This is a genomic window from Sphingomicrobium lutaoense (assembly GCF_014195685.1).
GTDB classification, from domain to species: Bacteria; Pseudomonadota; Alphaproteobacteria; order Sphingomonadales; family Sphingomonadaceae; genus Sphingomicrobium; species Sphingomicrobium lutaoense.
This window is the reverse complement of the sequence record NZ_JACICF010000002.1, coordinates 1-14,594: the sequence shown is the minus strand read 5'-3', so window position 1 is coordinate 14,594 and position 14,594 is coordinate 1. Positions and strand designations below refer to the sequence as shown.

Annotated in this window: 12 protein-coding genes, 1 tRNA gene and 1 pseudogene; 9 read left to right on the top strand and 5 right to left on the bottom strand. The window is 63.5% G+C overall.

Annotated features, from left to right (window positions below; translation table 11 throughout):
* Positions 1-59 precede the first annotated feature (59 nt).
* Positions 60-3,074, top strand: a complete 3,015-nt coding sequence (locus tag FHS50_RS08185; protein ID WP_183933968.1) for a TonB-dependent receptor plug domain-containing protein — start codon at positions 60-62, stop codon at positions 3,072-3,074.
* Between the two features lie 100 nt (positions 3,075-3,174).
* On the opposite strand, the gene FHS50_RS08180 is transcribed toward FHS50_RS08185, so the two are convergent.
* Entirely contained in the window at positions 3,175-4,326 is a 1,152-nt protein-coding gene (locus FHS50_RS08180) for a 2OG-Fe(II) oxygenase family protein (protein ID WP_183933967.1), read from the bottom strand.
* 15 nt (positions 4,327-4,341) lie between these two features.
* On the opposite strand from FHS50_RS08180, the gene FHS50_RS08175 reads away from it, so the two are divergent.
* The 3 genes from FHS50_RS08175 (at position 4,342) to FHS50_RS08165 (ending at position 5,318) form a co-directional block, all read left to right on the top strand.
* On the top strand, positions 4,342-4,674 hold the full coding sequence (locus FHS50_RS08175; protein ID WP_183933966.1) for a hypothetical protein: 333 nt from the start codon (positions 4,342-4,344) through the stop codon (positions 4,672-4,674).
* A 68-nt stretch (positions 4,675-4,742) separates the two neighbouring features.
* Positions 4,743-5,021, top strand: a complete 279-nt coding sequence (locus tag FHS50_RS08170; RefSeq protein WP_183933965.1) for a hypothetical protein — start codon at positions 4,743-4,745, stop codon at positions 5,019-5,021.
* Between the two features lie 15 nt (positions 5,022-5,036).
* Complete coding sequence (locus tag FHS50_RS08165) at positions 5,037-5,318, top strand: hypothetical protein (protein ID WP_183933964.1); 282 nt, start codon at positions 5,037-5,039, stop codon at positions 5,316-5,318.
* A 76-nt stretch (positions 5,319-5,394) separates the two neighbouring features.
* On the opposite strand, the gene FHS50_RS08160 is transcribed toward FHS50_RS08165, so the two are convergent.
* The 3 genes from FHS50_RS08160 to FHS50_RS08150 form a co-directional block, all read right to left on the bottom strand.
* Positions 5,395-6,231, bottom strand: a complete 837-nt coding sequence (locus tag FHS50_RS08160; protein WP_183933963.1) for a class I SAM-dependent methyltransferase — start codon at positions 6,229-6,231, stop codon at positions 5,395-5,397.
* Positions 6,232-6,269: 38 nt separating this feature from the next.
* Positions 6,270-8,846, bottom strand: coding sequence for an ATP-dependent chaperone ClpB (gene clpB / locus FHS50_RS08155; protein WP_183933962.1), 2,577 nt, complete (start codon positions 8,844-8,846; stop codon positions 6,270-6,272).
* 90 nt (positions 8,847-8,936) lie between these two features.
* Complete coding sequence (locus tag FHS50_RS08150) at positions 8,937-9,623, bottom strand: hypothetical protein (RefSeq protein WP_183933961.1); 687 nt, start codon at positions 9,621-9,623, stop codon at positions 8,937-8,939.
* Positions 9,624-9,678: 55 nt separating this feature from the next.
* On the opposite strand from FHS50_RS08150, the gene FHS50_RS08145 reads away from it, so the two are divergent.
* The 3 genes from FHS50_RS08145 to FHS50_RS08135 all read left to right on the top strand — a co-directional run bounded on the left by FHS50_RS08145 (position 9,679) and on the right by FHS50_RS08135 (position 11,527).
* Positions 9,679-10,002: a polyhydroxyalkanoic acid system family protein gene (locus FHS50_RS08145; protein ID WP_183933960.1), complete on the top strand. Its 324-nt coding sequence runs from the start codon at positions 9,679-9,681 to the stop codon at positions 10,000-10,002.
* Positions 10,003-10,057: 55 nt separating this feature from the next.
* The gene (locus FHS50_RS08140; protein WP_183933959.1) at positions 10,058-11,368 is read left to right on the top strand and encodes an FAD-dependent oxidoreductase; all 1,311 of its coding nucleotides are present in this window, start codon (positions 10,058-10,060) and stop codon (positions 11,366-11,368) included.
* A gap of 82 nt (positions 11,369-11,450) precedes the next feature.
* Positions 11,451-11,527: transfer RNA gene (locus FHS50_RS08135), tRNA-Pro, on the top strand.
* 21 nt (positions 11,528-11,548) lie between these two features.
* Here FHS50_RS08135 and FHS50_RS08130 read toward each other — a convergent pair.
* Complete coding sequence (locus tag FHS50_RS08130) at positions 11,549-12,244, bottom strand: type 1 glutamine amidotransferase domain-containing protein (RefSeq protein ID WP_183933958.1); 696 nt, start codon at positions 12,242-12,244, stop codon at positions 11,549-11,551.
* Between the two features lie 97 nt (positions 12,245-12,341).
* Here FHS50_RS08130 and FHS50_RS08125 point away from each other — a divergent pair, with 97 nt between their 5' ends.
* Entirely contained in the window at positions 12,342-13,058 is a 717-nt protein-coding gene (locus FHS50_RS08125) for a hypothetical protein (protein ID WP_183933957.1), read from the top strand.
* 280 nt (positions 13,059-13,338) lie between these two features.
* Positions 13,339-14,594 (top strand): annotated as a pseudogene (locus FHS50_RS08120) (hypothetical protein); the annotation flags it as partial.

The following is a 14,594-nucleotide window of genomic DNA, read 5'->3' as shown; positions in this document are numbered from 1 at the left end:
TAATTTTCGGTACGTGTGACTTTCCTTGCGCCCGGGGCGCAGAGATGAAGGGGAACATAATGAAGAAGTTTCACAAGAGCTCGTTGCTGACGAGCACCGTGATCGCCGGCATGGCTTTTGCCAGCCCGGCGTTCGCACAAGACGCCGATGACGACACCGGCCCGGTCGAACAGGTTTCGACCGACGTCGATGCACAGGGTGAAGTCCTCCAGGGCAGCGACCCGATCGTCATCACGGGTACGCGTATTGCGCGCCCGAACGTTGAAAGCGCCAGCCCGGTTACCGTGGTCGGCGAAGAGGCCATCGCCCAGGTCGGCACGACCCGCGTTGAAGACCTCGTCAACTCGCTTCCGCAGGTCACTCCGGGCCAGACCGCGTTCGTCGCCAACGGCGCGACCGGTACGGCAACCGTGGACCTTCGCGGCCTCGGCACTGCTCGTACGCTGGTTCTCGTCAACGGCCGCCGTCTGCAGCCGGGCGATCCCTTCCTGCCCGCGGCCGACCTTAACCAGATCCCGGCTTCGCTCGTGAGCCGTGTTGAAGTCCTCACCGGTGGCGCTTCGTCGACCTACGGTGCCGACGCCGTCGCCGGCGTTGTCAACTTCATCATGGACACCGATTTCGAAGGCGTGCAGCTCGATGCCACCTACGGCGTCTACCAGCATGACAACCGCAACGACGAAAGCTTCAACGGCCGTTCGATCCGCGAAGCGCTTGACGCGCGCGGCTACGAATATCCGCGGGGCAACGTCGTCGATGGTGATACCTTCGACGCGCAGCTGACCATCGGCGCCGGCTTCGATGACGGCCGCGGCAATGTCGTCGGCTATGTTGGCTATCGTCGCATCGGTTCGATCCTCCAGGGCAACCGCGACTATTCGGCTTGCGCCATCAACACCGCAGGACGTTGCGGTGGTTCGTTCAACTCGCCGAACGCGACCGTGGTCGACCCGACCTTCGGTGGCTTCTTCTTCGGTGTTGCCGACGGTTCGGATGACTTCTCGGGCTTCGGTAAGCCGGGTGGCCCGCCGTACAACTACGCGCCGGTCAACTTCTTCCAGCGTCCCGACGTCCGTTGGACCGCTGGTGCCTTCGCCAACTATGAAATCTCGGACGCGGCGGAAGCCTATGCCGAATTCATGTTCATGGATGACCGTTCGGACGCGCAGATCGCCGAATCGGGCACCTTCTTCGGTGAAGTCTACAACCTCTCGTGCGACAGCCCGCTGCTGACGGCTGCTCAGGGCGACGCGCTCTGCGCCGCCATCGACGGCCAGGCTGGTGCCGGCGATACCGCCGTTGACCGCGTTGTTCCGATCCTGATCGGTAAGCGTAACGTCGAAGGTGGTGGTCGTAACGCCGACCTCCGTCACACCGGCTACCGTGCGGTTGCTGGCGTGCGCGGCGACATCACCGAGCGCTTCAGCTACGACATGAGCGCGCAGTATGGCACGACCATCTACTCGAACTTCTACACCAACGACTTCAGCTTCTCGCGTCTGCGCGACGCGATCCAGGCGGTCGAAGTCAACGGTCAGGTGGTTTGCGCCGATCCGATCGCTCGTGCGAACGGCTGCGTTCCCTACAACCCCTTCCAGGGTCAGGGTCTTGTCAACGATCCGCGTAACGGCGTGACCCAGGGCGCTCTGAACTATGTTCTTACGCCGGGTCTCCAGAAGGGTGAAACCGAAGAATGGGTCGCTACCGGCTACATCACCGGCGATCTCTTCAACATCGTTGCTGACGAGCCCGTCTCGGCGGTTGTCGGTGCCGAATATCGTCAGGAAATCCTGGCGCTCGATTCGGACGTCGCTTTCGCTTCGGGTGATCTCGCCGGTCAGGGTGGTCCCTCGCCGTCGGTCTCGGGTGAATTCGACGTGAAGGATGTCTTCGCGGAAATCCTCGTCCCGATCATCACCGACGTTCCGGGTGTGAACCGCCTGGCTCTCGAAGCCGGCTATCGCTACTCCGACTATTCGACGGGTGCGACGACCGACACTTACAAGCTGTTGGCCGAATACTCGCCGATCCCCGAAGTCAAGTTCCGTGGCGGCTACAACCGCGCGGTGCGTGCTGCGAACATTCTCGAACTGTTCTCGCCGCAGGCTCTTGGCCTCTGGTCGGGTACCGACCCCTGCTCGGGTCCGACGCCTGAATTCACCGCGGCGCAGTGCGCCAACACCGGTGTGACGGCTGGCCAGTATGGTTCGATCGCTCCGTCGCCGGCCGATCAGTACAACCAGATCGGTGGCGGTAACCCGAACGTGAACCCGGAAAAGGCTGACACGATTACCGCCGGTGTGGTGATCGAAGGCGGTTCGATCCTTCCGGGCTTCGTTGCCACGGTCGACTATTTCGACATCGAAGTCGAAGATGCGATCTCGGGCATCGGTGCGGAAACCATCCTGCGTCAGTGCGCACTGACGGGTGACGCCCTGTTCTGCTCGCTCGTCCAGCGTGACCCGATCTCGGGTTCGCTCTGGGCCGGTCAGAACGGCTTCATCGTCAACACCCAGCAGAACATCGGTGGTATCACCACTGAAGGTATCGACGTTGGCGTGTCCTACAATCGTGGTCTGGGCGCTGGTCGTCTGAACCTCGACCTGCAGGGCTCCTACCTGATGGAATATGCTGCCAACAGCGGCATCCCCGTCGCTGGTGGTGACGCGATCGTCGACTGCGCCGGCTATGTCGGTTCCTTCTGCGGCTTCCCGCAGCCGGAATGGCGCCACACGTTCCGTGCGGCGTACAACTTCGACAGCGGCGTTGGCCTCTCGTTCCGCTGGCGCCACATCGGATCGGTTGAACTCGACCAGTTCATCAACGATCCGGATCGCGCCTTCTCGGGTACGCCCGATGCCAACGGCAACATCGACGCGCACAACTATTTCGACGCGAGCGTCAACTTCGACGTGACCGACGAATTCGGTTTCCGCGTGGGTGTGAACAACATCCTCGACAAGTCGCCGCCGCTGGTGCCGTCGGCTTATGGTACGGATAACGCCAACACCTGGGCCGGTACTTATGACCCGGTCGGTCGCTTCCTCTTCGTGAGCGGCACGCTGCGCTTCTAAGCGTCAGCACAGGAAAGAATTGGGGGTGGGACTTCGGTCCCGCCCCTTTTTCTTTGCCTGAAACGGATGATGGCCGCCGCTCCGTTCGCGCGGCAGGCAGTCAGCGCGGAACGACGTCGAACGCGACGGTCAGCCGCTCGCCCGCGTCGAAGGGGCGGGTGCCGTGCCAGAAGATCGAAGGAAAGAGCGCCAGCTTCAATGGCGCGGGCGCAATGCTCCCAAGCGGCTCGATGCGTCCCTCGGGATTGATCGGCGGAACCCCGATATCGAGCCAACCCTTGCGATCCGGATCGTCCCCCATGCCCTCGGGCAGGTCGACATAAAGCGCCGAGCTGATCCAGCCATGGCTGTGGATATGCGCGACATGATGACCCTCGGGCAGCAGCCGGATCGACCAGGCCCCCTCGAAACGAAATGCCTCGCGAGGCCGCGCAAGGAAGGGATGACGGGGCTCGACGGGCGGCAACGCATCGACATAGCTGCGCACCGCTTTCTTCAAGGCTCTCCGTAGCGCGATGATCGGCTTGTCGCGCCGTTTCAATAAGGGCCCCAGCGTCTGGGTCCCCCCGCGCGGGCTTTGCCCGAACGGCGGCCCCGAACCCCGGTGGATCGAGCGCAGCAGTTTGGCCAGCGAAGCGCGTTGCGGCTCGTCGAGCGCGATCGTCTGGATGCTGAAAAGCGCATCGCCGCGATAGAACCAGTCGGCCTGCGGATCGGAAAGCGCGCGTAGCGCCGCGCCCAGCCAGGCCCAGCATTCGGGCGCACCGTGCGATGCCACCGCGCCCGCACCGATACGGGCCGCTTCGCACGGCCGTCCGGCGCGCATTTCATGCCGCATCCGCGCGGCATCGAAGGAAGGATCGGCGACGCTCCGGAGATCCGTGAAACGCGTATCGGCCATGTCGGTCTGGCCCATCTCGCTATAGGCTTCGGCGGCAACCATCCGGATCAGCTGCGAGGAAGGGAAGGCCGCTTCGATCTGCGGGAGAAGCTCTGCCAGCCGCGCATGATCCTCCATGCTCTTGAGCGTTCCCAGCCAGGCCGCGTGAAGCAACTCATGGTCGGGCCGCGCCTTGACCGCCTTCGCAAATCCGCTTGCCGGGTCGTCATGCCGCAAGGTCCATTGCAATTGTGCGAGGCATTGCTGCCCCGCGATCCAGTCTGGATAATCCTCGAGAAGGTCGGAGAGGAGAGCGATGGCCTCGTCCTGCCGCCCCTCGGCTTCCAGCGCGCCCGCATATTGCAGGATCATGCCATCGGGTTGGCGATGGCCTTCAAGGCGACGGCCGGTCTGGCGGGCGACCGCTTCGCCCATCTCGCCACGCAAATACAGGGCGAACATGTCGCGCTGCAGGCCCGGCGCGAGCCGATCGACCAGCGGCAAGGCAAGGTCGTTGCGGTCCATGCTCCGCGCCAGTTGCGCCAGTTGCGCGGCGGCCTGCGCCGTTGGTCGTTTTCGCGCAGCCTTTCGCAGAAGCTCGGCTGCTTTTTCCTCGTCGTCCTGCTGCAACGCTGCATGGACGAGTGTTGCCTGATCCCCCATGTCCGCACCGTGCGGCAGGTGGGCAATCCTTGTCCAGCGCCAGTTTCTGGACGCTGAAGACTAAAATGGTTATTCTTGCAGGTTGTGGAGCGGTTTCGACGAGGTGAAAGCCAAGGAGAATACCGATGCAAAAGCTGATCTTGGGAGCAGGGTTGCTGGTAGGCGTTCCGGCGCTAGCCAGCGCCACCGGCCCGGTCGAGGAAGCTGCTGCTGCGGAAGCCGCGCTCAAGACGCAGGAAAAGGATGATGATGCCAACGCCTATGTCTGCAAGAAATTCCCGCCACCCGTAGGCTCGCGCCTCGGACCGCGGCAGATTTGCAAGACCAAGGCGAATTGGAAGATGTTGGAGACGGACATGCAGGACGGGCTGCGCAAGATGCGCAACTCGATCTCGGGTCAATGAAGAGGAGCTACCCCCATGCGTAATGTAATCATCGCCGCCTTCATGGTCGCGGGCATTCCCGCCATGGCTTATGCGGCGGGTCCGGCCGAAGAGGCCGCGGCTGCCGAAGCAGCCAAGAAGACGCAGGAAGAAAAGGGCGGACCGAACGCCTATGTGTGCAAGAAGATGCCTCCGCCCGTGGGCACGCGTCTTCGCGCTCGCCAGATCTGCAAGACCCAGGCCGAATGGGACATGATGGAAGAAGATACCCAGGACGGTCTGCGCAAGATGCAGCGCAAACCCTTCCAGGGCAGTTGAACCCGGCGTCTCTTTCGCTCGGGCGAAAGGAAAATGCGCGGCGCGACCGACGGGTCGCCGCCGCGCTTTTTCTTGGCTAGGCCCGCCGTCCTGTCAGCGACCAGGCCGCTTTCTCGCCCTGCGGCGTGGAGATGAAGGTCGGCCTCTCCCAACGATAGCCGTCGCCCAGCCGCATCGCCCAAACGCGTGGATCGCGGATCGCGGCCTTTTCCATCGCCTCGATGATCGCGATTTCATTGGCTGCGCCTTCGGCAAAATCCGACCAGATCCGCTCGCGCTTATCGGGGGCCTCGCCGATCGACTGGCCCAGTCCGCGCGCCACCTGGTCGACCAGAGGTGCATGTACGCCGCTTTTCTGGCGGATCTCGAAGATCGACCGGGCAAGCACTTGCTTCTCGTCCTCGCGATAGGCCTTGCCGATGCCATCCTCCGACAACGAAGCGAGGATCGCCTTGCGCGCCTTGTTCTGCGCCACCACCGGACTGTCGGCATGGTGCATCACGAATGCCACCGGCGCGCCTTTGCGCAACACGCGGGCGATTTCGGGCCCGACCGTTGCGGGATCGGCATATTCCACCCCGAACTGGCTCACGGCCCCGTCGAATGAGCCCTCGTCCATCGGCAGCTTTTCCATCGATACCCCGGACATCAGCGTCACGCCGTCGACCGCGCTTTCGCCCACCGAAGCAAAGTCTATGCCCGTGATGCTCAATCCGTCGTTTCGGCGTGCCAGCCGCTCGGCGAGCGCGCCGCTCCCGCACCCGAGGTCGATGAGCGACGAGGGTGTATCGAGCCCGCGCGTGAATTCGTCCCAATAGGTGTCGAGGGCGCTGCGAATATCCGCGGCATTGGGCAGGCAGGAGGATTGCTCCCCCTGCTGCCAGAAATGATTCCAGATGTCGGCCTTGTTCATCGCGCTGGCTTAGGGCCTCGGCGCGGCGGCGTGAAGCCCTAAGCTGGGCTGAGCTTCAACTCGCCGTCGCCTTCCTCGACCTTCACCGTCATCCCGTCGCCGATGCGCCCCGCAAGGATCTCGTCAGCCAGCGGGTCCTGCAGATATTTCTGCACCGCCCGCTTCAAGGGCCGGGCGCCATAGACGGGGTCATATCCGACCCGCCCCAGCCAGTTCAGCGCACCCTCGCTCAAGTCGAGCGTGATATGCTTGTCGTCGAGCAGCTTCTGGAGCCGCTTGACCTGGATCTCGACGATCGGGGTCATGTGCGACTGGCTCAGGCGATGGAACAGGATGATCTCGTCGAGGCGGTTGAGGAATTCGGGCCGGAAGTGCCCGCGTACGACTTCCATCACCTGCTCTTCGACCTTGCTCGCTTCCTCGTCCTCGCCCAGCCCGGCAAGATATTGGCTGCCGAGGTTCGAGGTGAGGATGATGATGGTGTTGGTAAAATCGACCGTGCGCCCCTGCCCGTCGGTCAGCCGCCCGTCATCGAGCACTTGGAGAAGGATGTTGAACACGTCCGAATGAGCTTTCTCGACCTCGTCGAACAGCACCACTTGGTAAGGACGCCGCCGCACCGCTTCGGTAAGCACGCCGCCTTCCTCATAGCCGACATAGCCCGGCGGCGCGCCGACCAGCCGAGCGACCGAATGCTTCTCCATGAATTCGCTCATGTCGATCCGCACCATCGCGGAAGGATCGTCGAACAGGAATTCGGCAAGCGCCTTGGTAAGCTCGGTCTTGCCCACGCCCGTCGGCCCGAGAAAGAGGAAGCTGCCCAGCGGCCGTCCCGGGTCCTTCAGCCCCGCACGCGACCGGCGCACCGCCTTGGACACCGCCTGCACGGCCTGGTCCTGCCCGATCACGCGCTTGCCGATCAGCTTTTCCATGTTGATGAGCTTGTCGCGCTCGCCTTCCATCATCTTCTCGACGGGAACCCCGGTCCAGCGCGACACCACCGAGGCGATATCCTCGTCGGTCACTTCCTCGCGCAGCATCGCGCCCTCGGTCGCCGCCGAAGCGGCCTCGAGCTTCTTCTCCAGTTCAGGGATGCGGCCATATTGCAGCTCGCCCGCCTTGGCGAGATCGCCTTCGCGCTGCGCCTGCTCCAGCTCGATCCGTGCTTGGTCGAGCGCGCTCTTGAGGTCGCCCTCGGCGTCGATCTTCTCCTTCTCGGCGCGCCAGCGCTGGGTGAGTTCGGCCGACTGCTCCTCGAGGTCGCCCAATTCCTTGTCGAGCTTCTCGAGCCGGTCCTTCGACGCCTTGTCCTTTTCCTTCTTCAAGGCCTCGCGCTCGATCTTGAGCTGGATGATCTTGCGGTCGAGCGCCTCGATTTCCTCGGGCTTGGATTCCACTTCCATGCGGATCCGGCTCGCTGCCTCGTCCATCAGGTCGATCGCCTTGTCGGGAAGGAAGCGGTCGGTGATGTATCGGTGCGACAGCGTCGCCGCCGCGACCAGCGCCGCATCGGTGATCCGCACGCCATGATGCAGCTCATATTTCTCCTTCAATCCGCGCAGGATCGAGATGGTGTCGGGCACCGTCGGCTCCTCGATCATCACCGGCTGGAATCGCCGTTCGAGCGCCGCATCCTTCTCGACATGCTGGCGATATTCATCGAGCGTGGTCGCGCCGATGACATGCAGTTCTCCGCGCGACAGGGCGGGCTTCAGAAGGTTGCCCGCATCCATCGCCCCTTCGGTCTTCCCGGCGCCCACGATCTGGTGCATTTCGTCGATGAACAGGACGATCTGGCCAACGGACTGCTTGACCTCGTCGACCACGCCCTTGAGCCGTTCCTCGAATTCGCCGCGATATTTGGCGCCCGCGATCAGGCTGCCCATGTCGAGCGAAAGGAGCTGCCGGTCCTTTAGACCGTCGGGAACGTCGCCATTGGCGATGCGCAGCGCGAGCCCCTCGGCGATGGCGGTCTTGCCCACGCCGGGCTCGCCGATCAGCACGGGATTGTTCTTGGTCCGCCGCGCGAGAACCTGGATCGTCCGGCGGATTTCCTCGTCGCGCCCGATCACGGGATCGAGCTTGCCTTCGCGCGCCCGCGCGGTGAGATCGACGGTATATTTCTTGAGCGCATCGTAACGGTCCTCGGCATTCTGCGTGTCGGCGGTGCGGCCCCCGCGCAATTCCTCGATCGCGGCATTGAGCGCCTGTGCCTTCAACCCCGCTTTCTCGAGCGCTTCGCCGACTTCGCCCTTGGCGAGCAAGGCGCCCAGCAGCATCCGCTCGACCGTGACATAGCTGTCGCCCGATTTCTCGGCGACTTCCTGCGCCTTGTCGAGAAGACGCATCAGGTCGCCATCGACCCCCGGCGCCTGGGTCGCGCCCGATCCGGTCACCGCGGGCAGTTTCTCGACCAGCGCGTCGATGTTGCGCCGCGCCGCCTTGGCATTGCCGCCCGCCCGTTCGATGAGGCCCGCGGCCATGCCCTGTTCGTCGTCGAGCAGCGCCTTCACCAGGTGCTGGGGCGCGATCCGCTGATGATTCTCGCGCGCCGCGATGGTCTGCGCGGCCTGCAGGAAGCCCCGCGCGCGTTCGGTCAGTTTTTCCAGGTCCATAAATCCCTCGCCACATCAAACTTTGCCAGTGATGTAGTGTTGCGATACAGCAACACAAGGTGCGGGCCGCGAAACTTTGCTACCCCCCGGTTACGGTGTGCCCCCCGGCTGGTCGGCGCGGGCATTTTCGCGCCGGGCTAGCGCGATCGCGCATTGGCGCCCGCCCTCGGCTTCGCTCACGCCCCAGACGCGATATTTCCAGCTGTCGATATGGAAGCGCAACCCGACATAGAAGCCCAGTCCGACCGAATAGTCACGGCCGCGCCGCGCATGGACGGTGCACAGGCGACTCATCAATTCGCCGCGCTCGAAGGGATAGACGGGCACGAGGTCGAGCGCGAAATGGCTGCGATGGGTGGACCGCGCGCTCCCGCCCGCACAGCTGTTGAGATAGGGATTGCGATAGACCGATACCGCATCGACCGCGCCCACCGCGGGGACGATCTGCTCCTTGGCATAGCGGAGCGTGTTGACGATGCTCGGCCACAATTCGGTGGGCGGCACCTCAAAGGCCGGCTGCCCGCATTTCAGCCAGTCGCTCGCGGTGCGCAGCAATTGCCAGGTCGGGACGACATCGCCCACGCCCGCGCTATCGAGATAGGCTCCATAGGAGGCGACCCGCGCCGCGCGCTCGGGATCGGCGGCGACCCATTGGTGAAAGCCCGCTTCGTCCTGTCCGGCCACGACATACTCATCCGACGGGCGCGCAGTGGGGTATTGCGCCTCGAGATGGGCAGGGGCCGTCGCGGCGAGGAACAGGGCGAGAAGCTTCATCATGTCCTTTCGACGAACGACAGTTGCAAAGGCTCCGTCGTCCTTCCACCTTAATGGCATGACACAATCAGTTGAAGTGGACCTGAACCACAATCTCGGCCGCGAAGAAGCGCGCCGCCGCATCGCCGGCAATATCGGCAGCCTGCCCGAGCATCTGCCCGGCAATGTCGCCGATGTCGCGCATCGCTGGGAAGGCGACACGCTCAAGCTCACGCTGGGCGCGATGGGACAGGAAGTGCTCGGCGATATCGACGTGCGCGAAGACAGCGTCCATGTCACCGTCACCCTGCCGCCCATGCTTGCCTTGTTCGCGGGGGCGATCCAGGCCGCATTGAACCGCAAGGGCAGCGACCTCCTTCTCGAAGATCGAAGCGACGACTAGGCAAGCGCGGCTCGGCTGCTAGTCTCACCGCCGACAACAGGCGGGAGGTAGGGGCATGCGGCATTTTGCGATCGTGGGTTCGGGTCCGGCGGGTTTCTACACTGCCGAGGCGCTGGCCAAGGCCTATGGCGAAAATGCCCGCATCGACATCATCGACCGGCTGCCCGTGCCCTATGGCCTCATCCGTTTCGGGGTCGCGCCCGATCACCAGTCGATCAAGAAGGTCGCGCTTCGCTACGACAAGGTCGCCGCGCTCGATACCGTGCGCTTTGCCGGCAATGTCTCGGTGGGCGATGCCGTCTCGATCGCCGAACTGCGCGAGCTTTACGATGCAGTGATCATGGCCACCGGCGCCCCGCACGACCGCAAGCTCGGCATCCCGAGCGAGGAACTGCCCGGTGTCTTCGGCTCGGCGGCCTTCGTCGGCTGGTATAATGGCCATCCCGACTTTGCCGATATCGAACCGCCGCTGGACAGTGACCATGCGGTGATCGTCGGCAATGGCAATGTCGCGCTCGACTGCGCGCGGATCCTCGCCAAGACCGAAGAGGAGTTCGAAGGTTCGGACATCGTCCGCCACGCGCTCGAAGCGCTCATGGCCTCGAACATCCGCACCATCACCATCCTCGGGCGGCGGGGCCCCCACCAGATCGCGATGACTCCCAAGGAACTGGGCGAACTGGGCCATCTCGATGCGGCCGCACCGATCGTCGATCTCGCCGACTTCCCTCCGGTCGAGGAGGATGAAGCATTGGAAGACCGGGGGCTGGCCAAGTCGGTCGCGATATTGCGCGATTTCGCTTCGCGTCCGTGGGACAAGGAAAAGAAAATCGTCTTCGATTTCTTCGCTCGCCCCGTCCGCGTCGAGGGCGAGGGGAAGGCGCAGGGTGTCACGGTCGAGAGGACCCGTCTCGACGAGGATGGCCGCGCGCGCGGCACCGGCGAGACCTACGAGATCCCGGCAGGCCTCGTCATAAGCTGCATCGGCTATTCGAGCCCCCATATCCCCGGCGTTCCCTACGACCATCGCGGGGGCCGTTATGAAAATGAGAATGGCGTGATCGAGGAGGGTTTCTACGCGGTCGGCTGGGCGCGGCGCGGGCCGTCGGGAACGATTGGCACCAACCGCCCCGACGGCTATGAGGTCGCGGCAACGATCGAGGCCGCGCTCCCGCCCGGCAGCGACGGGGGCAGGAAAGGGCGCGACGGGCTCGAAAAACTGCTCGAATCACGCGACGTGCCGCACACTAGCTTCGCCGACTGGCGCAAGATCGAAGCCGCCGAGGAAGCCGCCGCGCGCGCCGGCAGCCCGCGCGAGAAGATGATCTCGACCGAGGAGATGTTGCGTCTCCTCGGCCATGCATGAATCCTGTGCTTGCATAAGCCCCACGGCGCGGCTAGGGAGCCTTCGCCCTTGCCCCGGTCATCACGACCTATCGAGCGTTAGTCGGGGAGTAGCTCAGCCTGGTAGAGCACTGTCTTCGGGAGGCAGGGGCCGGAGGTTCGAATCCTCTCTCCCCGACCATTTATTTTTCGCGCGCCGCGCTCAGGCATATTCCTCCTTCGTTTCCAGCGCCTTCAACAGCGCTTTGGCGGCGGGTTCGCTCGACGGCGGGTTCTGGCCGGTAATCAGCAGGCCATCGGCCACCACGTGCGGTTGGAAGGTGCCGCCTTCGCTCCATTCGGCGCCCTGTTCCTTAAGCACGTCCTCGAGAAGATAAGGCACCACGTCGGTCAGCCCGACTGCCTCTTCCTCTTCATTGGTAAAGCCGGTCACCTTTCGGCCCTTGACGATCGGGCTGCCATCTTCGGCCTCGACATTCTTAAGGACCGCGGGGGCATGGCACACCAATGCAACGGGCTTGCCCGAACGCAGCGTCTGCTCGATCACCCGCTTGCTATGCTCGTCGACCGCCAGGTCCCACAGCGGGCCGTGCCCGCCGGGATAGAAGACCGCGTCATAATCCTTGGGATTGATGGTCGACAGGCGCTCGCTATTGGCAAGATGCGCCTGCGCGGCTTCGTCTTCTTTGAAGCGGCGCGTGGCATCGGTCTGCGAATCCGGCTCGTCGGACTTGGGGTCGAGCGGCGGCTGGCCACCTTCGGGGCTGGTGATCGTGATATTGTGGCCCGCGTCCTTGAGGACATAATAAGGCGCGGCGAATTCCTCGAGCCAGAAGCCGGTCTTCTCCCCCGTCGTTCCCAGTTCGTCATGGCTGGTCAGCACGATCAGGATGTTCATCGCTCGCTCCTTCATTCTTTCGCTTTCGTCGGGGCAACGCATGGGGCAGCGGCATCTATCCCTTCTGCTAACGGCCAAAAGCGCATAGGGAGGCGACATGGTGCAGAGGAACGACCAGGTGGTGATCGACCACCGCTTCCGTGGCCCCGAGCGATCGGGCAATGGCGGCTATGTGTGCGGGGTGATCGCCGAATGGATCGACGGCCCCGCCGCGATCCGCTTGCTTGCTCCCATCCCGCTCGACGTCCCGCTCCGCCGCGAACTTGACGGCGAAACCGTCCGCCTGCGCGACGATGCGCAAATCTATGGCGAAGGCCGACCGGTGGACGAACCGCTGTTGCTCGACATTCCCATACCGCCAAGCCTCGACGACGTCGCCCGCGCCGCTCCCCATTTTCCGTCCGCCGAGGAACATATCCTGCCCGAATGTTTCGTTTGCGGCCCCAAGCGCGATCGTCCCGATGGCCTGTGCATCTACAGCGGCAACCATCCCGACCGTCCGATCGCGGCGGCGCTCTGGACCCCCGATGCCGCGCTCGCGGGCGAGCGTGGCCTTGTCGATCCCCGCTTCTTCTGGGCCGCGCTCGATTGCCCCAGCTACTTCGCGCTCGGCGAACCGCGCCCGATGGCGCTCCTAGCCCAGCTCGAAGGCCAACTTCTCCGCCCCGTGTGCCCCGGCGAGCCGCTCAAGGTGATGGGCTGGCCGCTCGGCAGCGAGGGCCGCAAGCATCGCTCGGCCTGCGCACTTCTCGATGCGAAGGACGAGCCTGTCGCAATGTCCCGCGCGCTCTGGATTAGCTTCAAATCCGCCTGACACCCACGAGTCGCCGGCCATTCGCCAAATTGTCGAGTCGCGGCGCCCCCTGAAAATCGGCACTTTCCCGCCAATTTCCGCTTACCTTGCCAGCAGCGTTAACATAAATTAATAAGAGACATCGCTCTAGAGAAGCGAGTAGGTCCTGTTGGCCGGATAATTCAGGGCGATGCACACAAGGGGCGTCGACCGGGGCACTTACCTCGTTAACGCATTGATTGACGGTCGCTAATCCGACCGCCGATGCCGCACGTCCCTATCCGGAAAAGGGGTACGGACAATGAAAAAACTGATCTTGAAAGCAACCGTGGCAGGCATGGCGCTGATGAGCGTGCCGACTTTGGTTCTCGTTACGCCAGCAGCGGCGGATGAATGTCTCATTGATACAGATGAGAACTTACTCGCCGAGGAGGTTGGGACAACTGACGGCGCGAACAGCCCCGACAATTTGGCCTGCGGGCGCAGTGCGAATGCAACAGGGGATCGATCGACGGTAATCGGTACAAATGCTGACGCTTCCGCCGCAGCGGCCGGTGGTGTTGCGATCGGTCATGATGCCGACGTGTCTGCAGTCGGAGCTGTCGCAATCGGCGGCGATCAAGATAACGATGGCTTCGGAGCGCAAGCCACGAATGACTATGCAATTTCGATCGGCGCGGAAAGCGCAGCGAGCGGACGCTGGTCGGTGGCGGTCGGCGGGTTCTCGGTCGCGAGTGACCAATGGGCCGTAGCAGTCGGCCATGCTGCCGGTGCGACTGCAAACAGCGCTGTGGCAGTCGGCAACAACGCCCGAGCTGACTTTATCGACAGCGTCGCGCTTGGGGGTAGCGCCGATGTCGGTGGAGTAGGTGCCATAGCGGTTGGCGCTGATGCCAATGCCAACACGGCTAATTCGATCGCTATCGGTGCGCAGAGCGATGCGACCGGATCCAACAGCGTCGCCATCGGCGGTGACGGTGCAGACGGGGACACGCTGGGCGCGCAAGCTACCAACGACAACACCACCGCAGTGGGGAATGACGCGGTCGCCTCGGGCTCCAACAGTACTGCAGTGGGACAGCAGGCAATGGCAACGGGTATCAGCAGCAACGCTCTGGGCCGCAATGCGGTCGCAAGCGGCGACTACACGGTTTCAATCGGACTGGGATCGTCAGCTACCTTGGATCGCTCTGTGGCGCTCGGTGTTGGTTCTGATGTAACCGGGTCCAATGCTACCGGGTTGGGATGGAACGCCGATGTTTTAGCGGCTGGCGGCATAGCCATTGGATCATCCGCCGACGTCACCGCGGCAGCCACCAACGGAATCGCAATCGGTCGACTTTCCGATGCGGCCGCCATTGGCGCAATCGCCATCGGTGGCGACGGAACCGATCTGGGTAGCAATGGTGCCCAGGCAACGGGTGATTACGCTATGGCTATCGGGGTCGATGCGGTCGCCAATAACGCGAGCACTACGGCCGTAGGCAGAGAGGCGGCCGCGACGGGATTGCAATCCTTTGCAATGGGCTACCGGTCGACCTCGTCGGGTCAAAATTC

Bases quoted from the DNA above. Each gene is read 5' to 3' on its own strand.
- FHS50_RS08185 (WP_183933968.1), top strand. From the start codon at position 60: ATGAAGAAGTTTCACAAGAGCTCGTTGCTGACGAGCACCGTGATCGCC.
- FHS50_RS08180 (WP_183933967.1), bottom strand. From the start codon at position 4,326: ATGATCCTGCAATATGCGGGCGCGCTGGAAGCCGAGGGGCGGCAGGAC.
- FHS50_RS08175 (WP_183933966.1), top strand. From the start codon at position 4,342: ATGGCCTTCAAGGCGACGGCCGGTCTGGCGGGCGACCGCTTCGCCCAT.
- FHS50_RS08170 (WP_183933965.1), top strand. From the start codon at position 4,743: ATGCAAAAGCTGATCTTGGGAGCAGGGTTGCTGGTAGGCGTTCCGGCG.
- FHS50_RS08165 (WP_183933964.1), top strand. From the start codon at position 5,037: ATGCGTAATGTAATCATCGCCGCCTTCATGGTCGCGGGCATTCCCGCC.
- FHS50_RS08160 (WP_183933963.1), bottom strand. From the start codon at position 6,231: ATGAACAAGGCCGACATCTGGAATCATTTCTGGCAGCAGGGGGAGCAA.
- clpB (WP_183933962.1), bottom strand. From the start codon at position 8,846: ATGGACCTGGAAAAACTGACCGAACGCGCGCGGGGCTTCCTGCAGGCC.
- FHS50_RS08150 (WP_183933961.1), bottom strand. From the start codon at position 9,623: ATGATGAAGCTTCTCGCCCTGTTCCTCGCCGCGACGGCCCCTGCCCAT.
- FHS50_RS08145 (WP_183933960.1), top strand. From the start codon at position 9,679: ATGACACAATCAGTTGAAGTGGACCTGAACCACAATCTCGGCCGCGAA.
- FHS50_RS08140 (WP_183933959.1), top strand. From the start codon at position 10,058: ATGCGGCATTTTGCGATCGTGGGTTCGGGTCCGGCGGGTTTCTACACT.
- FHS50_RS08130 (WP_183933958.1), bottom strand. From the start codon at position 12,244: ATGAACATCCTGATCGTGCTGACCAGCCATGACGAACTGGGAACGACG.
- FHS50_RS08125 (WP_183933957.1), top strand. From the start codon at position 12,342: ATGGTGCAGAGGAACGACCAGGTGGTGATCGACCACCGCTTCCGTGGC.